Source organism: Caulobacter sp. GW821-FHT10E02, from assembly GCF_059415225.1.
Window position 1 is genome coordinate 261,819 of sequence record NZ_JBWKMV010000002.1, and the last position, 18,759, is coordinate 280,577.

Genomic DNA, 18,759 nt, shown 5'->3' on the forward strand with positions numbered 1-18,759 from the left:
AGGAACCGTCACCCCGCTGGAGCGCGGGATGACGGTTCGAAGGGGCTAGTGTCGGAAGCTGATCCCGATGCCCATGAAGCGCGGCTTGCCGGCGATGAAGGTCGGGATGCCGAAGCTGTCGCCGGTGTTGCCGGCGTCCTTCAGGTACGACTGGTCGGTGAGGTTCTCGACGAAGGCCTCGATCTTCCAGCGGTCGTCCACGGCGCCGAAGCCGACGCGGACGTTCAGCAGGCCATAGGCCTTCTGGAACTCGTCGACCTGGGTGTCGGGGAACAGGCCCGCCGACTGCAGGTCCGAGCGATCGTTGTCGTCGTCGAAGAACATCTTCGAGCGCCAGGTGTAGGTCGGGGTGAAGGTCAGCTTGCCGCCCAGGGCTTCGTGGGCGAAGGCCGCGCCGACCGAGAAGCTGCTGTCCGGCGACAGGCGGAAGTGGTTGCCCTCGCGCAGGCCGGTCTTCAGGCGGGCGTGGTTAAAGCCGTAGGTGCCAAACAGGGTCCAGTAGTCGTCGACCTGGGCCCGGACTTCACCTTCGAAGCCGTAGGACTCGGCCTTGCCGGCGTTCAGGGTCACGACCTGCGCGCCCTGGCGGAAGCTGGTGGCGAAGTTGTCGTAGCCATAGCGGAACACCGAGCCCGACAGGAACACGCGGCCATCGGCCAGCTTGCCCTTGGCGCCGGCCTCGTAGCTGTCGACCGTTTCCGAGGCGACGACGTTGAAGCGCGCCGGACCCATCGACGCGGCCGGGGCGCTGGTCGAGATCACGTCCGGGCGACGGCCGCGGGCGGCCGAGGCGTAGAAGCTCAGATTGTCCGATGCGGCGTAACGACCGACCAGGCGCCAGGTCAGGCCGCTGTCGTCGATCTTCTTGCTGAAGCGGTCGCCGTTGTTGGTGGTCGGCTGGGCGATCAGGCCCACCTTCGGCAGGGCCGGGTTGTTCAGCGCGTTCGGCTGGGCGGCCAGGAACAGGTTGGTCGGGGTCGGGGCGGCCAGCAGGATGCCCAGGATCGAGCCGCCGTTGTCGACGCTCGAGGCGTAGGCGGCCTCGCGGTCTTCGCTGGTGTAGCGGATGCCGGCCGTGATCTCGAACTTGTCGGTCAGCTTGAACGTGCCGTCGGCATAGACGTCGTAGGCGGTGTTCTCGCTGTAGTTGGCGAAGGTCTCGCGGTGGATCGGCTTCAGGTTCGAGACGATGCCGGGCGCGATGGACGACGGGATGCCAAAGCCCAGCTGCAGCACCTGGGCCAGATAGGCCGGGTTGGTCAGCACGGCCAGCGGCTGCGGGTTCGGACGGCTGATGCCCAGCGGCGTGTTGCCGGCCAGCAGCGCCAGAACCAGGCGCTCGTCGAACTGGCCCGGGATGCGCCACGAGCCGGTCTCGTGGAAGTAGTTGGCGCCGACGAAGCCGGTGAAGCGGCCGCCGTTGTCATAGCGCAGGCGCAGTTCCTGGCTCTGCTGACGACCCTTGGCGTCCTCGGCGAAGGTCAGGATCGGCAGGCTCGTGCCATCCGGATCGAACACTTCGTTGGAGTGGAAGGCGCGCGTGGCGGTGATCGACGACAGGCTCAGGCTATCAGTGAGCTTGTACTCGGCCAGGGCGGTCAGGCCGTAGACCTTGCGGTCCAGACCCAGCGGCTTGCCGCCTTCGAAGCCCGCGCCCGGCGACAGGGTCGCGCCCGAGGACACGCCGGTGTCGCCCAGCACCGCGCCCGTGACGGGGTTGGTCGGGTTGAAGGTGTGGCTCTTGAACGAGGTGCCGCTGGTGTCGTCGACCTGGTAGTTGCCGATCAGATCCAACTTCAGGTTGCCCGGCTCCAGGTGATAGGCGACGCGCACGGCCTGGGTGTCGGTCGAGTTGTAGTCGTCACCGCCGGCCTCGTCGTCGACATAGCCGTCGATCTGGCGCGAGCGGGCGGCGATGCGCAGGGCGCTGCCGTTACCGAACGCGAAGTTGACCATGGCGTCGCCGTTGAAATAGCCGCCGGTGCCGCCTTCGGCCTTCAGCGCCCAGTCGGTCTTGGCCGGGTTGGCCTTGTTCTGCACCAGGTTCACCGCGCCGATCAGGGCGCCGCGGCCAAACAGGGTCGATTGCGGACCCTTGGCGACTTCGACGCGCTCCATATCGAACAGCTCGACATACGAGCCGCGCGAGCGCGAGATCGACACGCCGTCCTGATAGATCGAGACGCGGGCCTCGTCGGCGGCCGAGCCGCTGTCCGAGGTGATGCCGCGCATCACGAAGCCGGAATTGTTGTTCGACTGGTTCTGGACCAGGAAGCCGGGCGTGAAGGCCGACAGCTCCTCGAACGACTTGACGCCGATGGCTTCCAGGAACTTGCCCGAATAGGCGGTGATGGCGATCGGCACCTCGACCGGGTCCTGGGCGCGCTTCTGGGCGGTGATGACCAGCTCGTCGACGTGGCTGGCCTGTTCCGGAGTGGCGGCCGGCGGCGTCTCGTCGGCGGCAAAGGCCGGAGCGGCGACAGCCAGCGCCAGAAGGCTGGCGGTCAACAGCGTGGTGGTGCGGAAAGCGCGCATCGATTATCCCCTCGGTGCAATACTGACCTCGGCCGTAGGGATAGGCCGTGTCGGCGACGCGACGAGAGCGTGACGGAGCTATGAAACCCCCGGTGGAAAGAGCGGAAGATCAGTTGGATGATGACGCTCTGGACGTCGATGCGCCCGAAACCGGCGCCGGCGAGCCGCTGACCGCCGACCTGCCCGACAACCTGGCCGGCCAGCGGCTGGACAAGGTGCTGGCCCCGCTGTTCCCCGACATCTCCCGCGCCCGTCTCCAGGCTCTGATCGGCGAAGGCCGCCTGAGCCTGGACGGCCAGCCGATCACCGACGCCTCGCGCAAGGCCAAGGCCGGGACCTACGCGCTATCCGTCCCGCCGCCGGCCGCCGCCGAGCCTGAGCCCCAGGACCTGCCGCTCTCCATCCTCTACGAGGACGAGCACCTGATCGTGGTCGACAAGGCCGCCGGCATGGCCGTGCACCCGGCCCCTGGCACACCGGACGGCACCCTGGTCAACGCCCTGCTGCACCACTGCGGCGACAGCCTGTCGGGCATCGGCGGCGTGGCCCGGCCGGGCATCGTCCACCGCCTGGACAAGGACACCTCCGGCGTCATGGTCGCGGCCAAGAGCGACGTGGCGCACCAGGGCCTGTCGAAGCTGTTCGCCACCCACGACATCGACCGACTCTACGTCGCCCTGACGCGCGGCGCGCCGTCGCCCTCGTCGGGCACGATCGACACCCAACTGGGCCGCTCGCTCAGCGATCGCAAGAAGATGGCCGTGCTGAAGTCCGGCGGCCGCCAGGCGATCACCCACTACAAGGTCGAAGCAGCGTTCGGCCCTCCAGCCAAGCCACTGGCCGCGCGCGTGGAGTGCCGCCTGGAAACCGGCCGCACCCACCAGATCCGCGTCCATATGGCCAGCAAGGGCTCGCCCTGCCTCGGCGACCCCGTCTACGGCGCCAGCCAGGCGGCGGGACCGGTGCGGGAACAGATCGCGGCGGCGGGCCTGAAGCGTCAGGCCCTGCACGCGGCGGTGCTGGGTTTCGTCCATCCGGTGACCGGCCAGACGCTGCGCTTCGAGACCCCCCTGCCGCCGGACATGGCGGCGCTGGAGGCGGGACTGGAAACGCTCTGAACCCGGCCCATATTGGAAGAGCGGGTTAAACTTGCGCACCGGCAACAAAAGCGCCCTAATTGCGCTGGCTTGGCGGTCCAGTTTGTCAGCCTGGTCATGTTGGAGCGTCCCATGCGGCATCATCTCGCGCTTATCGCCCTGAGCGCCGCCGCTGTGCTCGCGGGCCCAGCCTTCGCGAGCGATGACGACGAGGTCATCGCCACCGCCCAGGCCAAGCCCACGGCTCAAGCCCTGACCGCCACCGCGCCTGTCGCTCCGACGCCCACAGCGCCGGTCAAGCAGCTGACCACACAGGAACAGATCGCCGCCTTCATCGCCGCCAATCCCGGTCCCGCCTATGACGACGGCCCGCGCGGCGTGCTGCCCGCCGATCTCTCGGAAGACCGGGACGCGAACGGCAAGCGCAAGGTCCATGGCGAGATGGGCGTGTCGGTCGGCACCGGCGGCTATCGCAGCGTCTACGCCAGCGGCCTGTTCCCGGTCGGCGAGAACACCACGGTCGGCGTCGCCGTCTCCAAGACCAACTACGGCAAGAACGGCGGCGGCTGGTACGACCCCTATTACGGCGGCGGTCCCGGATATGGGTACGGCCCCGGCTACTACCGCGGGCGCGGCGGCGAGAGCCAGTCGGTCGCCCTGTCGGTGATGAGCGGCAACCGGCGCGGCGGCGACGACACGCCGGACGGCTGCGCCCCGGGCTTCCGCGACGGCGGCCGCTATGTCGAACCGCTGTGGGTCGAGGGCATGCGCGACGGGGCCCATCCCTGCTCGGCCGCCGGCCCTTCCCGCTGATTTGGGCTAAACTGGCGCTGAAACTGTCGAAAGCTGCAGCGCTGTTCGCGGATGTTTAACGGCTTGGCCCCCATGTTGCCGGCCTCGGGCGTCTAGGGCTTGTTGATGCAGCCGGAAATCACCGCATACCGCCATCCCGCCACCGGGACGGTGACTTATCTTATCGTCGATCCGGCCACCTTCCTCTGCGCCATCGTCGACCCCGTGCTGGATTTCGATCCGGCCAGCGAAGCCGTGGATACGAGCTTCGTCGACAAGATCATCGCCGACATCCGCGCCAAGGATCTGGGTCCGACCTGGATCCTGGAGACCGGCCTGCACACCGGCCACCTGTCGGCCGCCGGCCACCTGAAGTACGAGACCGGCGCCTCGGTCTGCATCGGCGCCAAGGTCGTCGAGAGCCTCAAGCGCCTGGCCCCCAAGTTCGGCGAGACCATGGTCGACCTGGACGGCTGGGACTTCGACAAGCTGGCCAAGGACGGTGAGCCCCTGCCGATGGGCGGGCTGCAGATCACCACCATCGCCCTGACCGGCCGCCTGCCTGGCGCCGTGGCCTACAAGCTGGGCGACATCCTGTTCACCGGCGACCTGATGCTGGCCCCCGCCGAGGGCGCCGGCCGCTGCGACGTCCCCGGCGCCGACCCCGGCAAGGCCTGGGACGACGCCCGCAAGTTCCTCAAGCTGCCGCCGCAGACCCGCATCCTGCCCGGCGTTTGCGCCGGCGAGGCCCGCGAGTCGACCGTGGCCGAGGAGAAGGCCGGCAACATCCAGCTGAACGACAAGATCGACCGGCTGGACTTCATCGCCCTGCGCACCGCCGCCGACGCCATCCTGCCCGATCCCGAACTGGCCAGCGCCGCCCTGCGGGTCGCCATCCGCTCGGGCAAGCTGCCGTCGGAGCCCGAAAGCGGCCCCCGCTTCCCGCCGGTCGACATCACCACGCTCTAGTACTTCCTTTCGGAAGGGAGTTGCGCCGCCAGTCAGCGCCACCCATATGGTTCGCACGCGAAGCATATGGAGCATGCCGTCATGGCCGAGGATTTCAGCGCCGCCCTGACCGCCGGCCAGGCCGGGACCCTGCCCGACCTCCTGGGCCTGCAATGGCAGGTCGCCGTCTCCGGCCACGTGAAGGGCCGCTTCGACGTCGAGAAGCGCCACATGGCCCCCAACGGCTTCCTGCACGCCGCCAGCGTCATCGCCCTGGCCGACTCGGCCTGCGGCTATGGCTGCATGATCTCCCTGCCCGAGGGCGCGACCAGCTTCACCACGATCGAGCTGAAGTCGAACTTCCTGGGCACCGCCCGCGAAGGCGGCGTGGCGGTCGAGGCCAAGCTGGTCCACGGCGGCAAGACCACCCAGGTCTGGGACGCCGTGGTGACCGCCGAAGCCAGCGGGAAAACCATCGCCCTTTTCCGCTGCACCCAGATGATTCTGCGACCAAAAGGCTGATCGGAAAAAAGCTGGGAAGAAGGGCTTGCTTCCCGACGGCGACGCCGCTAGGTATCGCGCCCTCGACCTCGGGCGGTTTCAAAACCGCTCGGAACGGCGGCCTGGAGAGGTGGCAGAGTGGTCGAATGTACCGCACTCGAAATGCGGCGTGCCTGGAAGGGCACCGTGGGTTCGAATCCCACCCTCTCCGCCAGCCATCCTTTGTAAAATCCCGCTTTAGAGCGCTTCCGGAAAACGGGCAGCGCCGTTCAGGCCAGGTCCTCCAGTGGAACTAGCTGGCTGATGACCTTGACGGGTTGCGCGGACGACCGACGCACGGCGAGCGCCAGGCGATGGACGGCGGTCGGCGCATATTCGCGAACCTGCCACTCCGAGGCCGCCTCCGCTCGCGTGAGCCGCATCTTCGAAGTCGCGGGCTCCAGGGTAAACGCGAACTCTCGCAGCGGCGCGGCAAGTCCGATGCCGACGGCCTTCAACATGGCTTCCTTCAGGGTCCAGAGACGGAAGAATATTTCCGCACGCTGTTGTGGCGGGGCTTCGACGATCAGCTCGTGTTCCCAGGCGGCGAAGTATTGCTGGGCCAGCATCTCGACATCGACGCTTCGATCCATCGCCTCGACATCCACCCCGATGGGATGACCACGGCAAATGGCGCAGACGACCATCCCGCGGGTATGCGAAAGGTTGAAGTGGACGTCATGCTCGAAACCAAGGTCGAGTTCCGGCTTTCCGTGGGCGTCGGTGCGGAAATGAAGCGCGCCTTCCTCGAATATCATCCCTAGCGCATGCCGAAGTAGCGCGTGCGCGGCGACGAATACGGCTCGATCCGCGTCGAAGACAAAACGTTCGGCGCGGTCCTGCTCGTGGCGGTCCAGCTTCGCGTTCAGACGAGCGATCATCGCGCGAGAGAGCGGCGGCGCCTCAGCGCGATAGAGCAGGATCTCGCCTGACCCGAGTGCGGTTTTGGGGCAAGCCGTCAGCATATCGAAGTCGCCTCTCCGGTTTTCCGGCCTCTTCGCCAGGCTCTACGTTCAGCGGGAGGATTGGAAGCGGCGAGCCCGGCCCGCCGGAGGGCGACCATCAAGTCAGGCTGTGACTGCCCCCTCTGGCATTTGCTCGAGGTCCGCGAGCAGGCGGGCGATCTGATCGTCTCCCCGTGTCTCGAGCATCGCTTCGACCGTCGCAAGCGCCAGCGCTTCGACGGTCGGGTTGTCGAACATGAGGCGGACCGGCAGGTCGGCCCCGAACTCGTCCCTGATCCGCGAAATGACGCGCGTGGCCAACAGCGAGTGTCCCCCCAGTTCGAAGAAATTGTCTTTGACGCCGACATTCTCCACCTGAAGGATCTCGCTCCACAGGCGCGCCAAGGCGATTTCCACGGGGGTGCTCGGGACCGCCCCGATGGCGGGACGGGACGCCGCCTCGTGCGGATCGGGCAGATTGCTACGGCTGAGCTTGCCGCTCGGCGTCAGCGGCAATGATTCCATGACGACATGCGACGTCGGGATCATGTGTTCGGGCAAGATGGCTCGAAGGTGAGCCCGGAGGTCCTCGGTGGACACCGACGCTTCCGCATCGGCCTGAATGTACCCAACCAGACGAAGCTCGCCGCGGCTTTCGCGCGCGACCACGACCGCCTCCTGGACCGACGGATGCGTCCGCAGCGCGACCTCGACCTCGCCGAGTTCGACGCGGTAGCCGCGGATCTTGACCTGCTGGTCCGACCGTCCGAGGAACTCGAGCTCTCCGTTCGCCAAGAAGCGCGCGCGGTCGCCTGTACAATACAGCCGTCCTCCGTTCGTGTTCTGGGCGTCGGGGATGAAGCGCTCGGCCGTCAGGGCGCGCTGTTCCAGATAGCCGTACGCAAGCGCGGCGCCGCCGATGCAAAGCTCGCCGGGAACCCCGATCGGGCATGGCTGCCCATGCGGGTCGAGGATTTGAACCTTCGCATTGGGGATCATTCGGCCGATCGACGGGCGCGCCGGCCAGTCGCCGGGCGCGCCGGTGAGCTCGAGCTCGGTGACGACATGGGACTCGGTGGGCCCGTATTGATTGTACAGATTGGCGCCGAGCCGGCCGATCATTTCGGCGATCTGCGGCGTGACCTGGAGCTGTTCGCCGGCTGTGATCAGCTCCGTCAAAGATTGGGGAAGGGCGGGAGCGTGCCGAGCATGCTCGGCCAGCTGCTGGAGCGCGACATACGGCATGAAGAGCCGTCGCACGTCTTCCTTCTGCAGCAAGTCCCATAGGGCGGGCGGATCCCGGCGCTGATCCTCGTTGACGAGTACAAGCGTTCCACCCGCGCCCAAGGTCGAAAAGATTTCCTGGAACGAGACGTCGAAGCTCAACGACGCGAACTGCAAGGTGGCCGCGCCCCTCGGCAGCGCGGATCGAGCGATTTGCCAGCGGATCAGCGACGCGAGCGGGCCATGGGGCATCACGACCCCCTTCGGCTTGCCCGTCGATCCGGAGGTGTAGATGACATAGGCGAGGCTGTCGGCGGCAACGGGTACGTTCGGATTGTCGTGGGCGACCGCCGAGGGCTCGAACGCGTCGACGGCGACGAGCGTGCCAGACGCGCTCGCCAATTCGCCGCTCAGCGCGCTCTGGGTCAGCACGAGCGTGACCTGCGCGTCCGCCGCCATGAAGGCGATGCGCTCTTTCGGGTAGGCAGGGTCGATCGGGACATATGCCGCCCCCGCCTTCAGCGTCGCGATCAGGGCGACGATCAGATCCACCCCACGCTCGATGCAGATCGCGACGCGGGAACCCGGCTTCACCCCAAGCTCAATCAGGTGGTGCGCCAGGGCGTTGGCGCGGGAATTGAGCGCCCCGTAGGTCGTCTTTTCCCCTCCGACAACGAGCGCGACGTCGTCGGGATGCGCCTCCGCCTGCTTCTCGAACAGCACATGACAGATTTCCGAATGGATCGGATCTTCAGTGTCGTTCCAGTCCGTGAGCGCGGTCGTCTCGGCCGGCAGAAGCATCGGCAGCGACCATATCGGACGGTCCGGCTCGTCCAGCGCCGCGGTGAGCAAGGCGCTGAAGTGTCCCGCGAAACGTTCGACCGTCGCCAGGTCGAACAGGTCGGAATTGTATTCAATTCCGGCGCTGAAGTCCTTCGCGGTTTCCGACAGGAACATCGTCAGGTCGAATTTGGAGACCCCCGCGCTCAGCGTGGGCGTTTCCTCGTTGGGCGCGCCGCCGACTTCCACGGGGCGGCCGATGTTCTGGAGGGCGAACATCACCTGGAAGAGTGGATTGTACGAGAGGTTCCGCTCCGGCTGGATCTCCTCGACCAGCCTCTCGAACGGAATGCCCTGGTGCGTGAAGGCTTCCATCGTCACCTCGCGCACCTCCGAAACCAGGGCGCGGAATGAGGAATCCGCCGTGAACTGGGTGCGAAGCACGAGGGTGTTCGTAATGAAGCCGATCAACCCTTCGAGCTCCGGGCGCACTCGATTGGCGATCGGGGAGCCCACCACCAGGTCTTCCCGGCCGGTATATCGATAGAGAAGAATGTAGAACGCCGACAGCAACGTCGTGAAAAGGGTCACCTGCTCCCGCTCGGAGAAGCTTTTGACGCCCTTCAGGAGCGACGGGGACAAGGCGAACATATGCATGCCGCCAGTGAAGGACTGCATCGCCGGTCGCGGTCGGTCCGCCGGCAGATCGAGCAGCGGCGGCATGCCCTGGAGTTTCTCTTTCCAGTAGTTCGTGTCGCGCTGCAGCAAGGGGCCGGACAAGTACCGACGCTGCCAACAGGCGAAGTCCGCATACTGGATCGGCAGATCGGGCAACGCCGAAGGTCTGCGGTTACGCCGGGCGTCGTACAGTTCGAGAAGCTCCCTGGAAATGATCTCCATCGACCAGCCATCGGCCGCGATGTGATGGATGGTCATGAGGAGCAGGTTTTCGTTGTTGGACAAGCATATGAGCTCGCCACGCAATACTGGTCCGTTCTTCAGATCGAACGGCATCTGCGCTTGTTGTGTGATCAGGCGCTGTAGCTCAGCCTTCCTGTTTTTTGCCGCTATCTTGCGAAGGTCATGGACCGGAATCTTGATCTTCAGCGACGGGGCAATGACCTGGACCGGGTTGCCCTCGACCGTGCTGAACGTCGTACGCAGCGTCTCGTGGCGTGCAATGAGGTCGTTGAGAGCGCCTTCGAGCATCGCCGCGTCGACCGGCCCAGCGAAGTGCACCGGGAGCGCGATGTTGTAGACGGCGCTGTTCGGATCGAACTGATCCAGGAACCATAGGCGCTGTTGCGCGAAGGAGAGCGGGATCGGCCGGTCCCGGTCAACGCGAGCGATGGTGGTGGCCTGGGGTTGGGGATCCGACCGGGCCATGGGCCGGACCAGCGCGGCCAACTGCTCGATCGTCGGCGCCTCGAACAGACGCTGGAGCGGTATTTCGACCTGCAGCGTATCGTTGATCCGCGCGACGATTTGCGTGGCGATCAGGGAGTGCCCGCCAAGCCGGAAGAAATTGTCGCGGATTCCGACCAGGTCCGTGTGAAGGACGTCCATCCAGATCTGCGTCAGGTGGATTTCCAGATTGTCGCGGGGCGCCAGATATTCTTCCGTGCCGGCCATCGGTGCGTCGAGCTGCGCGCCGGCGTCCGCCAACGCACGCCGGTCAATGGCGCCCTTTCTGTCACGGGGAATTTCTCGCCCGAGTTCGAACCGGGCGGGCATCAGCCTTGCCGGCAACCGCTCCGCGAAGAAGCTCTGCAGCTCGGATACGGAAACGTTCTGCGACAGCTTCAGAAAGGCGACCAACCCCCGGTCAGCCAATCCCTGGCGGGATCTCGCCGTGACGGCCGCCGCCTCCACCGTCGGATGCTCGCAAAGCATGGCCTCGATTTCGGCGAAGTAGGTCTTCAGATTCCCCGTCAGCAGCGCATCGTCCATCCCGCCCTGGAGGACCAGCTGCCCCTCCTCGAGCCGAACGAAATCTTCCGTCCGATAGCCCGGATCGGGACCGGTCAAGTCGGGATGCTGTACGTAGAGATCGCCGGGAACCCGTTCCGGCACGGTGTCCAGGTCACTGCCCAGAACCTTGATTTGGACACCCGAAGCGGGAATTCCGAGCGGAATGACCGCGGCGTCCGGATCGAGGAGCGCCAAAGGCTGCACCAAATAGAATCCGCCCGCGCTCGGGTCCCCGGAAACCATGTGGATCCGTTCGAGCATCTCCGGCGGGAGCGTTCGCTGAAGCTCGCCCCAATCCAGCTGCCGTTCAGCGGAAAGCACGAGCCGCACGTTCCGCAGGGATCGCGGAAATTCCCGGTTCAGCCGCTCCAGATCCGCCATGGCGATAGACAGGACGGTCGCCGAAGCGTCCTGCAGCAGGGCCGCGAACCGCCGCGAGCGAACCGGCAAGGCGGGCGGCACGAAGACGATCGACGCCCCGGCGGAGAGCGCGCCGAAGATTTCATACCGGGCGAAATCGGAAGCGATGTTGGAAAGATGCACGACGCGATCTTCCGGCGTCAGGCGCAGGAAGCGGTCGTAGCCAGCGCGGCCGAGCACCCGATGGCTGACGTGTGTAACGGCTGTTTCGCCGGCGCCGTCGATCCGCGCCAGCGCCACGGCGGGAGCCTCGGGCGCTACGGCGACTTCGAGTTCGCCGTCGGGCTGGCCCTCCGCCTCATTCCAAAGCGCTTCAATCCGAACGGCCTCTGCTCCGAATTTTCCGACGCATGGCTCGGTAGCGTCGTCCACGACGACCAAAGCGGGCCGAAGCGCCGTCAGCATTCGCTCCGTCCGATCGGAGTTCAGCGCGCCGCCGCCTGGCTTCACGATGTCGGCGGGATCGATCGGAGCCCAGACCAGGCCCGCCTTCAGGATCGCCAGGACGACCGCGAGCCACCCTGTTCCGGGCCCGCAAGCCACCGCGACGGTGCTGCCGGCGCTGAGCTGGGCGAGGAAAGAGGTGCGCGCGATCCGGTTCGCCCGTTGATTCAGCTCGAGATAGGTGGAGCCGCCATTGGACCCGATCGTGGCGACGGCCGTGGGGGCGCGGGCGGCGTGGGCGGCGACGCGCGCTCCTATGGCCTCCGTCGGCGGCGCCACGACTTCGGCGTCGCCGGCGTCGTCAGCGGAATACACGGTGGGCAGCGCCTCGTCGGCGATCCAGATGGAGAGGCGGGAAAGCGCCTCGTTCGGATTTTCAGCGATCCGGTGCAGCAGCGCTATGTAGCGCGCGATCATGGTGTCGATGGTCGAGTCGTCGAAAAGGTCGGTGTTGAACTCAAGAAATCCCTGTGCTCCGGCGCCCGTGTCGACCACGGACATCGTCAAATCAAACTTGGCGGTGCCGTTGCCGACCGAGCCGGCCAGGATCTGGGATCCGAGCGGCTGGATCGGCGCCGCGCTACGATCGATCGCTCCGATGTTCTGGACGCCGAACAGAATCTGGAAGAAGGGATTGTGGCTCAGGTTCCGTTCGAGCTGCAGTTCGTCGACCAGCTTCTCGAACGGCATGTCCTGATTGCCATAGGCGTCCAGCGCGACGTCACGCTCGCGCACGAGCAGCTCGACAAAGCTGGGGTCTCCCGACAGATCCGTCCGCAATACCAAGGTGTTGACGAAGAAGCCGATCAACCCTTCCAGCTCTGAACGGGTCCGGTTGGCGATCGGCGATCCGATGGCGATGTCGGTTTCGCCGCTCAATCTGTGGAGCAATACCTTCAACGCCGCGAGCAGCGTCATGAACAGCGAGGCGCGGTTTTCGTTGCCCAGCGCCTTGAGCGCTTCGCACAGCTTCTCGTCCAGCGTGAACCCGCGCACCGACCCATTGCTGGTCCGCACCGGCGGCCTGCGACGATCGGTGGTAAGATTGAGCACGGGCCGCAGACCCGAAAGCTGATTGCGCCAGTAGCGGAGCTGCTTTTGCAGCGGCTCCCCACGGAACCAGTCCGCCTGCCAGACCGCGAAGTCCGGATATTGAACCGTAAGTTCCGGCAGCGGAGAGGGGCGTCCATTCAGGAACGCCATGTAGATGGTGGTCAGTTCGCGATTGAGCACCGACATCGACCAACCATCGGAGACGATATGATGCATCCCCAGCATCAGAAAGCTCTGGTTCGCATTGAGCTGCACCAGGGAAGCATGCAGCAACGGGCCTGTTCTGAGATCGAACGCCCGCCGGCTTTCCGCATAGATGAACTTGTCGACATCCTCCGCCCGGGCCACGCCCGACCGTGATCTCAGGTCCACCATGTTGAGCGGGATCTTCAACGAAGCCTTGATCACCTGAGCGGGTTGCCCGTCGACCACCTCGAAGGTCGTCCTGAGGGCTTCGTGCCGCCGGACGATCTCGTTGATGGTTCGCTCAAGAACTCGCGCGTCAACGCGACCGTAAAGCGGCACCGATGTCGCAATATTGTACGCGGGATTGCCCGGCTGGAACCGGTCAAGAATCCACAATCTGGATTGAGCGAAGGACATGGGACAGACACGTCGTCCATCATCCCTGGCCGAATGGGAAACGGAGTCTTGCGGATTGGCGGTTACCTGAGAAATGGTGGCCAATATTGCACCCACTTGTTGCGGGAAGTCCCCGGCGATTGAGTCTAGCTCGTGCTGTTTGCCCCCGGGAACGTCGCCGCCCCGCGAGCCATGTATGGAATTGATGGCGGATAAGCGTGCTCGCCCGCGGCCCGCGCGAGCGCCACGACGCGGACGAGATCGGAGACGATCGGATTTTCAAACAGATCCCGGATCGTCAGGGACACCAGGAACGCCTCGTTCAGGCGGTCGATGGCGCGGATCGCCAGGAGGGAGTGACCGCCCAGCTCAAAGAAATGGTCGTTGGGACCGACACGATCGACGTTGAGGATCCCGGCGAAGATCCGCGCGATCTTTTCTTCCGGCTCCGTCCCAGGCGCGAGCTCACCGGGGCCATCGAATTCCTGCGTCGTCCACTGCGACAAGGCCTGGCGGTCGAGCTTGCCGCTGCCGCTGACCGGAAGCCGCTCCATTATCTTGAAGACCGCCGGGACCATGTATTTCGGAAGGTGCTGGCGAAGATACAGCAGCAATTCCGGACGCAGGGCCGCTGTGTCGCCATCAACCGCACAGAACGCGGCGAGCTGTGCTTCGCCGTCGCGCGACCGTTGAATCACGACCGCGGCCTCCGTGACCCGGGGATGCCGCGTCAGGGTGGCCTCGATCTCCTGCAATTCGATGCGATAGCCGTTCAGCTTGATCTGGCTATCCATCCGGCCAAGGAAGCGAATGTTGCCGTCGGGTCGCACCGATGCGCGATCGCCCGTCCGGTACAGACGGCTACCGGCTTGGCCGGAAAACGGATCGGGGACATAGAGCTCGGCGGTCAGATCCGCCCGGTTCACGTATCCCCGCGCGATGCCGGCGCCGCCGACATAGAGCTCCCCCGGAAATCCGTAGGGAAGCGGTTCGCCCAGCGGGTCCAGCACATAGGCCTGGGTTCCCGACACGGCCTTGCCGATCGGGGGCGCGCCCTCGTCTCCGGAACATTGGTAATAGGTGGACCAGATGGTCGCTTCAGTCGGGCCGTAGCCGTTGATGAGGCGACGCCCCGGGCTCGACCAGCGCATGGCCAATTCAGCCGACAGGGCCTCGCCGCCGGACATGATTGTGTGCAGGTCGGGCAAGTCCGTCGTCGGAATGGCGTTCAGGGCCGACGGCGGGAGCGCCACGGCGTTGATCCGCAATTCGCGCAGGGTATCGGCCAGCGGGCGCCCAGGCAGCAGGTCATTGGTCGGCGCCAGGCACAACACGCCGCCGCAACCAAAGGTCATCAGCAGGTCGTAGATGGAGATATCGAAGCTCAGCGACCCGAACTGCAGCACGCGAGCGCCCGCGGGCAATTCCAGCGCATCGACGATCGTCTGCATCGTGTTGCAGACACAGCGATGCGGCGCCATCACGCCCTTGGGCCATCCGGTGGAGCCTGACGTGTAGATGATATAGGCCAGGCTGTCGGGATTGACCGGGACTTGCAGCGGCTGTGACGGGAGCTCCGCGATGCGAGGCCATTCGTGCTCCAGGCGCCAGGTTACGCCGGAGAAGGCGGGCAACCGATCTCGCAAGGCCTCTTGGGTCAGAATGATTCCGACATTCGCATCGGCGAGCATGAAGGCGATGCGGTCCGGAGGATAGGACGGGTCCAGTGGAAGAAACGCCGCCCCGGCCTTCATGACGGCGAGCAGGGAAATCACCCAGTCGGGGGACTTCTCCATGCAGATGCCGACGACCGTCTCAGGGCCGATCCCCAGCTCTTGAAGAGCGCGCGCGACCTTATTGGCGTTCGTGTCGACGGCTTCGTAGCTATGGACTTCACGACCGTAGTGAAGCGCGGGCGCATTCGGCGTCGCTTGCGCCTGAAGTTCAAATAGGGCGTGAAGCGTCGATGGCTGTGACATGCCGCCCGGGGTGGCGGCTGCGTCGACTATCATTTCACGGGCCGCGCGGGATACGAGCGGCAGTTCCGCTATTGGGCGATCCGGGAAAATCGCCGCACTCTCGACCAGGGCGCCATAGGCGTCCGCCAAAGACCGTGCGGTTCCGTCACAAAATATATCGGAGTTAAATTCAAGCGTTAGCTCTAGATTTTCACCGCATTGAATAACACTGAAAGATAAATCGAACTCTGAAGAGTTTTTATTGAAAGGAGAAAACTCAGCTCCGCTCATCGATTCAATATTCAGATTGCCCACGGCAAACGAAACCTGAGCCAATGGATTGTAACGAAGCGTGCGCGTTGTTTTCACGCTCTCGAGAATTTTTTGAAGCGGAAGATCCTGGTGCGCGTAGGCTTCAGTGGTGACAGTTCGGACGCGTTCCAGAGCTTCACGGAACGATGGATCTCCCGAAAGATCGGTCCGCAGGATCAGCGTATCGGCGAGTAGCCCTATCAGCTGGGCCTGTTCAGGCTCCTCCCGGTTGTCTACCGGCGTGCCCACGACGATGTCTGAAACGCCGCTAAACCTGTGCAGCAAGATGTCGAAAAGCGTCAGCAGGACCATGAACGGGGTCGCGCCCTGCTGCTCGGCTAGTCGATAGAGCGCGTCGGCGTCGCTTCTCGGATACCGTCGGACAAGCGAGCGGGTCTCGAAGGTTTGCGAGCGTGGTCGCGGCCAGTCCGTCGGAAGATCGAGCAATGGCGCCATGCCATCCAGCTTCCGGGTCCAGTAATTCGTCAGGCGTTTCAGCGCGCCGCCTTGCGGATACTCGCGTTGCCGGACGATGACTTCCTCATGTGGCGGCAGGGCGTGGCCGCCCCCACGACGCAGAGCATCGTAGATCGCATCGAACTCGCGAGCGAACACGCCAAGCGACCATCTGTCCGCGATGATCTGGTGGATGGTCACCACCAGCACGCAGTTATCAGGGTCGAGGCGTAATAGGGTCCCGCGGACGAGAGGCCCAGACCGCAGGTCGAACGGCTGGCGGGCGGCGGCAAGGGCGCGCCGGTCCGCTTCGGCCTGTCGCTCTTCCGTGGAAACGGCCTCGAGGTCCGTGACCTCCACGCGCACGGGCAGATCGGACCTGACTTCCTGGACCGGGCCGCCCTCTTCGAGGCGAAAGGTGGTCCTAAGACTGTCGTGGCGCCGAACGACGTCGTTTATGGCCGTCTCGATCTTCCGGTGATCCACCGGCTCGCTGAAGCGCCTCGTCATCGCAAGATTGTAGAGCGCGTGCCCAGAGTCCAATTGCTCCAGGAACCAGACGCGCTGCTGCGCGATCGAGAGGCCTAGGCGGCGAACATCCGCCGCCGGCTCGGATCGGCGAGCAGCGGCCATCGACGCCGTGGCGCCGAGCTGGCGTTCGAGCAGGGCTCGCTTTTCAGGAGACAGGGCCGCGATACGCGCCGAAAGCTCGGGGGAGAGCCGATCCTTCTCTCCCGTATTCATCGGATTTCGGCCCGATGCGATCTGGCCGTTTCAGCTGAACCGTTCAAGGCGGCAAGCGACCCATGCCCATCACGGGCTTCGGGCAGCCCGTTACCGGACACGAACCATTCGATCATGCGGGCGACGACGTCCGCGCGATCATAGAGGAAATAGTGGGTCGCTCCCGGAGCGTGCACCAGGCGGGCGCGAGGAAACAGGCCGTGCGCCCATTCCGAAGCCTTGGGCGATGCGATGCGATCGTACTCCGACGAAAGGAGCAGGACCGGCACGTCGACCTGACCCGCGACATCGTTGATGTCGTAGCGCCAGAAGTCGGTCATCTGGCGCGCGAATCTGATTGTCGAGTCCGCGTCGCGAAACGGCCGAAGCACGGGCATTCGCAGATCGCGGTTCATCGTCGCGAGCACGGCCTCGGACTCGTCGGCCTCGGTCTCCATACCGTCCGGGTCGGGCTCGCTCCCGCGCGACGTCAGCGAGGTCGCTATCCAGGACGCCGTCGACGGCCTCTGCTCCAGATCGCTGAAAAGCGCTTCGAAATCGACTTCGTACGGCGTGTCGAAACCGAGAGGATTCTCGAGGCGCTTCACCTGCATATTCAGAAACGTCATGGAGCGCACCCGATCGGGGTGGCGCAGAACGAATTCCGCCGCGATCTTCGGGGCGGTGCACCATCCGACCAGATGGACTCCCGCGGGCGCCTCTCGTTCGACGATCGCCGCCAGGTCGGCGACATGATCGAGAAGCGAGATCTCGGATTCCGCGTTATCGAGTCCGCCCGGCTGCCAACTCAGGACCCGGAACCGCGGGCTCAGATGCGCCGTCAGGCGAGACAAAGGCTTCGGCCCCTGCCCCAGCGCATTGAGCAACACCACCGCCTCCCCGTCGCCGGCAGAACTGTAGGAAAACTCCCGGCCGCCACTCCGCGTCGTCCGGATTTCCGGCGGGTTCGACGCGTGCGAGTCGAGCGCGCTATGCGCAGACAGCTGCGCCTGACGCGCCGCCTTGACGAGATCATCGAACTCGGCCGGATCCAGGCCAGATGAGATGGAGGCCATCCCCGCGGCGGCGTAGGCCTGTTCGATCGCCTCACGGTCCGGCTGCCCCAAATGCTCGGCGAAGTTCATCAGCCGCCGATCGAACAGCGCGTCGATCGCCGTCAGCTGCCGGGAGAACAGCGCCTTGCCGTCCAATGGCATCAGGCTGACGCCGTAGATATCCCCGACCCGTTCGAGGAAATCCTCTCCCGACAGACTATCCACGCTCGCGATGACATGGTCACCCGCCCCGGACCGGCCCGCGATCGCGGTTATGACCGCCGCGGCCTGCTCCGTGCCGATTACATTCACGCGATCGCTCGGCGAGATCAGGCACCGGAGCCCGCGATACTCAAACAGGTCATCGGTGCGCTCATCGATCTCCGTCTTGAGATCGAACAGAGTGGACAGGAAATGGAGGACGCCTTCCTGCGCGATGTCGTCGGGGTGCCCGCCGTCAAGCGTGAGCGTCGTGCGGAACGACCTCATCACGGGGAAATCGGCCGCGAGGGGATCGCTGTCGGCGGCCGGCTCGCCTCCCGGCAGAATCCAGCGCCAGCGCTGACCACCGCAATATGGCGTCGTGACCAGGTTCAACGTCCCGATGGAGGCAAGCCGCAGCGCCTCGAGCAGCGGTCCGGGAGCGGATTCGCCACTTGGCGCGAAGTGCCAGGCTTCAGCGCCGGCGGCCTTCTTCAATGAGGACAGGTGCTCGATCCGCCCCATCGAGCCCCCGGGGGAGCGGCGGAGCGAAATTCGCCGCACCAGGGACTCGAAGCGCGCGTACGCCGCCGCTGGAACCAAGACGCCCACGCACTGGGAGCGCGACAACTGCTCGGCGGCGATAAAGGCCGCCAAAAGGCCGGGCGTCCCAGTGAAAACAACATTCACGCGCGACATGCCGAACTCCCCGACGTGATCTCCT

9 protein-coding genes and 1 tRNA gene are annotated in these 18,759 nt (G+C 65.3%); 5 read left to right on the forward strand and 5 right to left on the reverse strand.

Annotation, left to right across the window (positions count from 1 at the left end; genetic code table 11):
- Positions 1 to 45 precede the first annotated feature (45 nt).
- The gene (locus AC07NI_RS11075; RefSeq protein ID WP_494618862.1) at positions 46 to 2,535 is read right to left on the reverse strand and encodes a TonB-dependent receptor; all 2,490 of its coding nucleotides are present in this window, start codon (positions 2,533 to 2,535) and stop codon (positions 46 to 48) included.
- A gap of 80 nt (positions 2,536 to 2,615) precedes the next feature.
- Between AC07NI_RS11075 and AC07NI_RS11080 the strand changes: the two genes are divergently transcribed.
- From AC07NI_RS11080 to AC07NI_RS11100, 5 genes are all read left to right on the forward strand, one after another.
- Positions 2,616 to 3,653, forward strand: a complete 1,038-nt coding sequence (locus tag AC07NI_RS11080; RefSeq protein ID WP_494618863.1) for an RluA family pseudouridine synthase — start codon at positions 2,616 to 2,618, stop codon at positions 3,651 to 3,653.
- A gap of 111 nt (positions 3,654 to 3,764) precedes the next feature.
- On the forward strand, positions 3,765 to 4,445 hold the full coding sequence (locus AC07NI_RS11085; RefSeq protein WP_494618864.1) for a hypothetical protein: 681 nt from the start codon (positions 3,765 to 3,767) through the stop codon (positions 4,443 to 4,445).
- 102 nt (positions 4,446 to 4,547) lie between these two features.
- A complete protein-coding gene (locus AC07NI_RS11090) occupies positions 4,548 to 5,393 on the forward strand; it encodes an MBL fold metallo-hydrolase (RefSeq protein WP_494620505.1) in 846 nt (281 codons plus the stop codon).
- Between the two features lie 81 nt (positions 5,394 to 5,474).
- Positions 5,475 to 5,894 carry a PaaI family thioesterase gene (locus AC07NI_RS11095; protein ID WP_494618865.1) on the forward strand — a complete coding sequence of 140 codons (420 nt, stop codon included), beginning with the start codon at positions 5,475 to 5,477 and terminating at the stop codon, positions 5,892 to 5,894.
- Positions 5,895 to 5,997: 103 nt separating this feature from the next.
- Positions 5,998 to 6,087: transfer RNA gene (locus tag AC07NI_RS11100), tRNA-Ser, on the forward strand.
- A gap of 55 nt (positions 6,088 to 6,142) precedes the next feature.
- On the opposite strand, the gene AC07NI_RS11105 is transcribed toward AC07NI_RS11100, so the two are convergent.
- The 4 genes from AC07NI_RS11105 to AC07NI_RS11120 form a co-directional block, all read right to left on the reverse strand.
- Positions 6,143 to 6,877 carry a 4'-phosphopantetheinyl transferase family protein gene (locus AC07NI_RS11105; protein ID WP_494618866.1) on the reverse strand — a complete coding sequence of 245 codons (735 nt, stop codon included), beginning with the start codon at positions 6,875 to 6,877 and terminating at the stop codon, positions 6,143 to 6,145.
- Positions 6,878 to 6,979: 102 nt separating this feature from the next.
- Complete coding sequence (locus AC07NI_RS11110) at positions 6,980 to 13,351, reverse strand: amino acid adenylation domain-containing protein (RefSeq protein WP_494618867.1); 6,372 nt, start codon at positions 13,349 to 13,351, stop codon at positions 6,980 to 6,982.
- Between the two features lie 125 nt (positions 13,352 to 13,476).
- Positions 13,477 to 16,800, reverse strand: coding sequence for a non-ribosomal peptide synthetase (locus AC07NI_RS11115; RefSeq protein WP_494618868.1), 3,324 nt, complete (start codon positions 16,798 to 16,800; stop codon positions 13,477 to 13,479).
- Positions 16,797 to 18,734 (reverse strand): alpha/beta fold hydrolase, encoded by a 1,938-nt coding sequence (locus tag AC07NI_RS11120; protein ID WP_494618869.1) that lies wholly within the window; start codon positions 18,732 to 18,734, stop codon positions 16,797 to 16,799. Before AC07NI_RS11120 ends, AC07NI_RS11115 begins: the two co-directional genes overlap by 4 nt.
- Positions 18,735 to 18,759 lie beyond the last annotated feature (25 nt).